We start from the raw sequence: 7,013 nt of genomic DNA on the forward strand, positions 1-7,013 counted from the left end.
CTGCTCCCGGCGTGCCGGCACCTCACGAGTGGCCGTCGCGGCGCAACGGAACTGCACCCGCTTTACGCTTGCTCGCTTTGGCGGCACGGACGAGCAATGTACCGGGATCCTTCCCATTGGGAAGCCCGAATTTTGGCTGTATTGCCTGATCGATTATCATCGTGACCGACATTAAGGGATAATCGGGCAATTTTAGCCGGATTATGTTGCCCGATCGGTCAGTGTGTGATGCTGTGCCTTGGCGGCTGCTTGTTCGGACAAGCGTTGCAAGCGCCGTGCCGCCGTTACGTCACATTGACCGTGTGAAGGGACTGACATACGGGCATTGGCCGGCAGGCTAGGATCCATGCCATGCCATCGGCAGGCGTTGGAAATTCCCGATCCTGATTTGGGGTAACGAGCGTGGCCATTTCCTCGCGTCATGATGAGATCATCGCGCTGGTCGCTCGCTCCGGCGAAATGAGCGTTGAGGCGCTTGCCGAGCATCTGCACGTGTCGCGCGAGACGGTACGGCGCGATCTCGCGCGCCTCGACGCGACCGGACGGATCCGGCGACGGCATGGCGGGGCCATGGCCCTCACCGCTCCCGGCCCGACGATCGAGACCGAATGGCCGTTTGCTCACCGCATGGCGCTGAACGCGGCGGGCAAACGGGCGATCGCCACGGCAGCGAGCCGCCTGTTCCAGCCGGACGATTCGCTGTTCATCGATACCGGCAGCACGACCATCGCTTTCGCCGACGCGCTCACAGCGCGGCATTCGCTGGTGATCGTCACCAATTCCCCGCGCATCGCCGCGACGCTGGCGAGCGATCATACCCACAAGGTGTTCCTGATCGGGGGAGCCTATGGCGTGGATGCGGGCGAGAGCCTAGGCCCGCTCGCCTTGGAGCAGATCGGCAAGTTCAGGGTACGCCACGCCGTGCTCACCGTCGGCGCGATCGACCAGACCAGCATCATGGATTTCGATCTTCAGGAAGCGGAGGTCGCCAAGGCGATGATCACGAGGGCGGATCGGGTCACGGTGCTGGCCGACCATTCGAAATTCGACCGGAGGGCGGTCTTCGAGGTCGCTCCGCTTGGCCGCATAAACACGCTCGTCACCGACCTCCCGCCTGCCGAGACGATGAAGAGCGCGATCCGCAACGCAGGGATAGAGCTGATCGTCGCCGAACCGTGAGTGTGGCTTGCTGGATCAGCCCTCATTCCTGAACACCGGCATTCGCAACGGCCAGCGCATGTGGTCTGGGATCATAAGTCTTCGCCTCCAAGCAGATTTCTCGAACCGCTGAGTGTCTGCTCCCGGGCGTCGGTCGAGAGTCCGCAAATGGCGCAAAGGTGCCGAAGTGCCGTGTTTCGCTGATGGATGCCTTCGGGCCTCGGCCGTTACCAGATCAATGACCGAGATCGCGGCGCAAAGCAGACGTCGCTACACGGGCAGTCGAACGCCAAGTATGGGTCATTGCCGCTAGGGCGCTCCACCAAGCGCATCCCCGGTAAGCCTTCCGCGCCGCATCTGACAAGTATTTTTGCGCAGCTGCACGCGGTTGCTCTGCGGCGTAGAATTGGTGCCTTGGCCAAGTGGGGGATGCCCGTGATCCTCCGCCCATGCGCCAGCCCCGCCCTTTCAATCCAAAGAAATCAGCCATTGTGGGCAGTGAAGCGGCATCGCAAAATGCGAGCTCGGCTGGCGCTCCGCTCTCAAAGATGCGGTCCCGTGATGCGTGCAACGTTCAAAGTTCCGCCCAAAGCCTTGCGCCGGCTGGGTTAGGCGGTCATGATTCCAAGATCTTGCATGTCACCGATGACTGGCCATCGAGCGTTCCGATCACACATGAAGAAGTCGATGTGATCGAGGCCTTCCTCAGGCGCGAGATTGATGCGCTGCTAAGGTGACGGTGTCGAAGGAACCTTAGGGAGACGATGGGCCGTGAACGTTACCTTGCCGATCACCAGCCGGGCCGCCCTCTATCTTCGGGTCTCGACCACACGGCAGGCCGACGTTGACCTCTCCATCCCAGACCAGCGCCTCCAGACCGCCGCCTACTGCGAACGGCAAGGATGGTCCGTTGTTGCGGAGTATGTGGAGCCCGGTGCGTCGGCCATGGACGACAGTCGGCATGAATTCCAGCGGATGATCGAACGCGCCAGCGATGATGATCGCCCATTCGATGTCATCGTCGTCCATAGCTTCAGCCGGTTCTTCCGCGATGCCTTTGGGCTGGAAATGTATATCCGCCGCCTCGCGAAACACGGCGTGCGACTCGTCTCCATCACCCAGGAGCTCGGGGATGATCCGGCCCAGGTGATGATGCGGCAGGTCATCGCCCTGTTTGACGAGTACCAGTCGCGCGAGAACGCCAAGCACGTGCTGCGGGCCATGAAGGAGAATGCCCGGCAGGGCTTCTATAACGGCGCCCGCCCGCCGCTCGGCTTCACGCTCGAAGAGGTCGAGAAGCGCGGCCATCGCACCAAGAAGCGGATCGTCATCGATCCGGTTGAGGCCGAACTGGTGCGGCTCATGTTCGATCTTTACCTGCAGGGAGACGGCACATCTGGCCCCATGGGCATCAAGGAGATCACCAAGCACCTCAACGCCAAGGGCTACCGCACCCGCGTGGGAGCCCGTTATGGCGTCGGCACTATCCACGGAATCCTGACCAATCCCGTCTATATCGGGGAGTGGAGCTTTAATAAGCGCAGCTCGAAAACCGGCCAGGTGAAGCCGCAGCATGAGGTCATTCCGATTGCCGTGCCGGCGATCCTTGAGCGTAGTACTTTTGAGAAAGTGCACAAAACGCTTCGAGCGAAAAACCCACGCAACAGCCCACCTCGGGCAATTTCAGGCCCGATCCTGCTCACCGGGCTTGCCTACTGCGCCTGTTGCGGCAGCGCCATGACGTTGCGCACCGGCACATCAAAGAGCGGCAGGGTCTATCGCTATTACAGCTGCTCCACTTCTGGCCGTGTCGGTAAATCCGCGTGCAAAGGACGAACGGTGCCGATGGAAAAGCTCGACCATCTGGTCACGCGTCATGTGGCGGAACGGGTCCTGATGCCCGAGCGGCTGGAGGCGCTGCTGCAGTCTGTCGTCGAGCGGCGAACGAAGGCCGATGCTGAAGTTCAGGCGCGGATCGATGAATTGTCGCGCGAAAGGACGACGGCGGAAGATAAGCTTCGCCGGCTCTACCAGCTTGTCGCCGACGGCATCGCCGAACCGGACGACATGCTCAAGGAGCAGCTCACCAAGCTCAAAGCAGACCGGGATCGGTCGCATTCAGCGCTGGAGCGTATCGCGAATCAAGGTGCAGCCGCTGGTCGGCTTGACCCGGAGAAGCTTGCCCGCTTCGGGCAGCTGATACGCAAAAACATCACGAATGGTGAAGTGTCGTTCCGCAAAGTCTATCTGCGCTCGCTGATCGATGCTGTCGAGGTCGACCAGCACGTCGTGCGCATTCACGGATCAAGGTCAGTGCTTGAAAGAGCCGTACTCGCCGATCAAGCCACCCAGCCAGGTGTTCGCGGTTTTGTACGGAAGTGGCGCTCCCATGGGGAATCGAACCCCAGTTTTCGCCGTGAGAGGGCGACGTCCTAACCGCTAGACGATGGGAGCTTAGCGACAGGCGCGTCTCATAAGGGCAAAGCGGATGCATGGCAAGGGCGTCCCGCGAAATTCACGCGGCATGTCCACAGCCCCCCGCTCATCGGCGGAAATCGCCTCACGGCTCGTGAGCGTAGCTCACCACACCGCGCGGCGCCCGCGTCTCCAGATCGAACAGCCGCGTCTCGACCACGCCCTGGCGGTTCACCGTGACGGCCAGCAGGCCGTCGGCCACCGTGCTCGACAGCACCTGCGCGCCCTGCGGCAGCAAAATTGTGCCGCCGATCTCCTTCGGCGCGCTTTTCCAGCCGACCATGACCCTGTATCCGATGGCCCCGAACAGGGCGAGAAAGCCGAAACCCATCAATATGCCGGAAAAGGCCGCGAAGCCGCGCAGCTTGCGCAGCACGCGCTCCTGCTGGGGATCAAGCTTGTCGTCTGTATCGGGAGAAGTCATGAGCATACCGCCGGACGAGCCGCTGGAGGATTTCGATGATGCCGACGACGCTGCGGCCGACGGCACGCGCCTCGATATCATCGCCGCGCCGGAGGATGAAGGCCTGCGGCTCGATCGCATGCTGGTACGTCACCTGCCGGATATGAGCCGCACCCGGCTGCAGGCGCTGCTCGCCGACGGGCGCCTCACCCGCGACGGCAGGCCGGTCACCGGCGGCGCGACGCGGGTGACGGCCGGCGCCCGCTTCGCCCTGACCCTGCCGCCCCCCGAGCCGGCCGAGCCGGTTCCCCAGCCCATCCCGCTTGCCATCGTCTATGAGGACGACGACCTGATCGTCGTCGACAAGCCCGCCGGCATGGTGGTGCATCCCGCCCCGGGCAACCCGGATGGCACTCTGGTCAACGCGCTCCTATATCACTGCGGTGACAGTCTTTCCGGTATTGGCGGTGTGCGCCGCCCCGGCATCGTGCACCGGCTCGACAAGGAGACCTCCGGCCTGCTCGTCGTCGCCAAGAACGATCGCGCCCATCGCGCCCTCGCCGAGCAATTCGCCGACCATGGCCGCACCGGCCCGCTGGAGCGGCTTTATGTCGCCTTCGCCTGGGGCGTCCCGGAGCAGCCGCGCGGCACAGTGGAGGCGCCATTGGCCCGCCATCCGGTCTCGCGCGAGCGCATCGCGGTGCGGCCTAGCGGGCGCTTCGCCATCACCCATTGGGAGCGCACGGCCATCTATGTCGACGCCGAGGGGCGGCCGGTGGCGAGCCGCATCGAGTGCCAGCTGGAGACCGGCCGCACCCACCAGATCCGCGTGCATTTGGGACATATCGGCCATCCGCTGCTCGGCGACGCGCTTTATGGCCAGGGTTTCCGCACCAAGGCCGCACGGCTCACGGCGCCCGCTCGCACGGCACTGGAAAGCCTTTCCGGTCAAGCGCTTCACGCCGCCCGGCTCGGCTTCGCCCATCCGACGAGCGGCGAGGTGATGCGTTTCGAGAGCTCGCTGCGACCCGATCTCGCCCGGCTGGAAGCCGCCCTCGCCGACGCGGGTTGATCCTCCGGCTCAAGCCATCGTGACCGGTTTTCATGATGCCATTGCGCAAAACCGATACGATGCTGCTATGCTAGTTTCCCGGCCGGCGACATGCGGCCGAGCATTCTGGTCGCCCTCAGGGGACCAAAACGAAAGGAGGGCGCTGCCATGGCCCGTTCCGCAATGACGATACCGTCGGCCGAAGGCGGCCTTGGCCAGTATCTGGCCGAGATCCGCAAGTTCCCGATGCTGGAACCGCAGGAAGAATATATGCTCGCCAAGCGTTGGCGCGAGCATAACGATCCCAATGCCGCTCAGAAACTCGTGACCAGCCATCTGCGCCTCGTGGCGAAGATCGCGATGGGCTATCGCGGCTATGGCCTGCCGATTTCCGAGGTGATCTCCGAGGGCAATGTCGGCCTGATGCAGGCGGTCAAGCGTTTCGAACCCGACAAGGGCTTCCGCCTGGCCACCTATGCCATGTGGTGGATCAAGGCCTCGATCCAGGAATACATCCTGCGCTCCTGGAGCTTGGTGAAGATGGGCACGACCGCGGCCCAGAAGAAGCTTTTCTTCAATCTCCGCAAGGCGAAGAGCCAGATTTCCGCCCTCGAGGAAGGGGATCTGCGGCCCGACCAGGTCGCGCAGATCGCCACCAAGCTCGGCGTCACCGAACAGGACGTGGTGGAGATGAATCGTCGCCTCGGCGGCGATTCCTCGCTCAACGCTCCGTTGCGCGGCGATGTCGAGGGCGGCGGTGAATGGCAGGACTGGCTCGCCGACGATCGCGACAGCCAGGAGACCCTGCTGGCCGAGACCGAGGAATTCGACAACCGGCGCAATGCCCTGGCCGGCGCGCTCTCGGTGCTGAACGACCGCGAGCGGCGGATCTTCGAGGCTCGCCGCCTGTCCGACGATCCGATGACGCTGGAGGACCTCGCCGCCGAGTTCGGCGTGTCGCGCGAGCGTGTCCGCCAGATCGAGGTCCGCGCCTTCGAGAAGGTGCAGAAGGCGGTCATCGACCGGGTCAGCCAGATGGAGGCGACCGGTGCGCGCGAGGCCGTGCCGGCGCATTGAGGCGGCGGCCGGCGCCCGTCCCGGGCGCCGGAAATCGCTTGCGCCTGTCAGGCCTGCAGCCGAGGAGCCTCGACTCCTGAGCGCTCGGTGTTCGGCCGCAGGGAAGATTCCGCAGCTTTTCTAACATCATAGGCGAGCACGTCGCGGATGGAGAGCACCCCGACCAGCTGATGGTCCTCAAGGACCGGCAGGTGGCGGACATGGTGCGTATCCATCAGCGCCCGGACATGGTCGACACTGTCATCCATCTGGCAGGAGATCATGTTGCGCGACATGAGGTCGGCGACCGGCGTCTTGAGTGCGGTGACGCCGCGCTCGGCAATGGCGCGCACCACGTCACGCTCGGAGAATATGCCGACGACGGTGTCGCCCTCCGAGCCGCAGGCGTCCTTCACCACCACGGCGCCGATGCGCTCGCGATTAAGCAAAGTAGCTGCGATTTCAACGCTTTCCGTCATGCGCACGGTGGGGACGCGCGCGGGTTTCAGCTGCATGAGATCGGCGACGAGCATGGCGGTCCTCTCCCTGTGGGGCCTGCACGGTCATCAGCATCTTGGACTTATTCTTAGGCCTAATGCTGGTATGCAATACACCTGTTGTCAACGAGAAGACGTTGCGCGCCGCAGCACACCACTTTGCAGTGCAGTGGGGTCGCCGATGGGGCCGATCTGGCGGGTTGGTTGTCGGGTGGGGCCAGCGTGGCGGGGCGCCTCGGGCCTGCGGCCGGCTCTGAACACGAAGGGCGCCCTCCCGGGTGGGAGAGCGCCCTCTGCCGTGTGTCGATGTCGCGATGGCGACGAACGGGCCGGGAAGCCGGGGACGGGATCCGCCCGATCACTCGGACGGGGT

General features: G+C 63.9%; 8 protein-coding genes, 1 tRNA gene and 1 pseudogene. 5 read left to right on the forward strand and 5 right to left on the reverse strand.

Annotated elements, in window-relative coordinates:
- Nucleotides 1-402: 402 nt before the first annotated feature.
- From KHC28_RS06780 to KHC28_RS27255, 3 genes and pseudogenes are all read left to right on the forward strand, one after another.
- Nucleotides 403-1,179, forward strand: a complete 777-nt coding sequence (locus KHC28_RS06780; protein WP_214007586.1) for a DeoR/GlpR family DNA-binding transcription regulator — start codon at nucleotides 403-405, stop codon at nucleotides 1,177-1,179.
- Between the two features lie 428 nt (nucleotides 1,180-1,607).
- Nucleotides 1,608-1,895, forward strand: a complete 288-nt coding sequence (locus KHC28_RS06785; protein WP_214007587.1) for a hypothetical protein — start codon at nucleotides 1,608-1,610, stop codon at nucleotides 1,893-1,895.
- Nucleotides 1,896-1,929: 34 nt separating this feature from the next.
- Nucleotides 1,930-2,979, forward strand: a pseudogene (locus tag KHC28_RS27255) (recombinase family protein); the annotation flags it as partial.
- Here the strand turns inward: KHC28_RS27255 and KHC28_RS27260 are convergent.
- The 4 genes from KHC28_RS27260 to KHC28_RS06800 form a co-directional block, all read right to left on the reverse strand.
- Nucleotides 2,917-3,276, reverse strand: a complete 360-nt coding sequence (locus KHC28_RS27260) for a hypothetical protein (protein ID WP_246564433.1) — start codon at nucleotides 3,274-3,276, stop codon at nucleotides 2,917-2,919. The pseudogene KHC28_RS27255 and the gene KHC28_RS27260 overlap by 63 nt on opposite strands.
- Entirely contained in the window at nucleotides 3,277-3,459 is a 183-nt protein-coding gene (locus KHC28_RS27265; protein ID WP_246564435.1) for a hypothetical protein, read from the reverse strand.
- 78 nt (nucleotides 3,460-3,537) lie between these two features.
- Nucleotides 3,538-3,612: transfer RNA gene (locus tag KHC28_RS06795), tRNA-Glu, on the reverse strand.
- Nucleotides 3,613-3,718: 106 nt separating this feature from the next.
- Complete coding sequence (locus KHC28_RS06800) at nucleotides 3,719-4,009, reverse strand: hypothetical protein (protein ID WP_312893117.1); 291 nt, start codon at nucleotides 4,007-4,009, stop codon at nucleotides 3,719-3,721.
- Between the two features lie 46 nt (nucleotides 4,010-4,055).
- Between KHC28_RS06800 and KHC28_RS06805 the strand changes: the two genes are divergently transcribed.
- On the forward strand, nucleotides 4,056-5,108 hold the full coding sequence (locus KHC28_RS06805) for an RluA family pseudouridine synthase (protein ID WP_214007589.1): 1,053 nt from the start codon (nucleotides 4,056-4,058) through the stop codon (nucleotides 5,106-5,108).
- A 147-nt stretch (nucleotides 5,109-5,255) separates the two neighbouring features.
- A complete protein-coding gene (gene rpoH, locus KHC28_RS06810; RefSeq protein ID WP_214007590.1) occupies nucleotides 5,256-6,164 on the forward strand; it encodes an RNA polymerase sigma factor RpoH in 909 nt (302 codons plus the stop codon).
- Between the two features lie 47 nt (nucleotides 6,165-6,211).
- Here the strand turns inward: rpoH and KHC28_RS06815 are convergent, their stop codons facing one another.
- Nucleotides 6,212-6,676: a CBS domain-containing protein gene (locus tag KHC28_RS06815; RefSeq protein WP_214007591.1), complete on the reverse strand. Its 465-nt coding sequence runs from the start codon at nucleotides 6,674-6,676 to the stop codon at nucleotides 6,212-6,214.
- Nucleotides 6,677-7,013 lie beyond the last annotated feature (337 nt).

It is taken from the genome of Ancylobacter sonchi (assembly GCF_018390695.1).
Lineage (GTDB): Bacteria > Pseudomonadota > Alphaproteobacteria > Rhizobiales > Xanthobacteraceae > Ancylobacter > Ancylobacter sonchi.

Bases quoted from the DNA above. Each gene is read 5' to 3' on its own strand.
- rpoH (WP_214007590.1), top strand. From the start codon at position 5,256: ATGGCCCGTTCCGCAATGACGATACCGTCGGCCGAAGGCGGCCTTGGC.
- KHC28_RS06805 (WP_214007589.1), top strand. From the start codon at position 4,056: ATGAGCATACCGCCGGACGAGCCGCTGGAGGATTTCGATGATGCCGAC.
- KHC28_RS06785 (WP_214007587.1), top strand. From the start codon at position 1,608: ATGCGCCAGCCCCGCCCTTTCAATCCAAAGAAATCAGCCATTGTGGGC.
- KHC28_RS06815 (WP_214007591.1), bottom strand. From the start codon at position 6,676: ATGCTCGTCGCCGATCTCATGCAGCTGAAACCCGCGCGCGTCCCCACC.
- KHC28_RS27260 (WP_246564433.1), bottom strand. From the start codon at position 3,276: ATGCGACCGATCCCGGTCTGCTTTGAGCTTGGTGAGCTGCTCCTTGAG.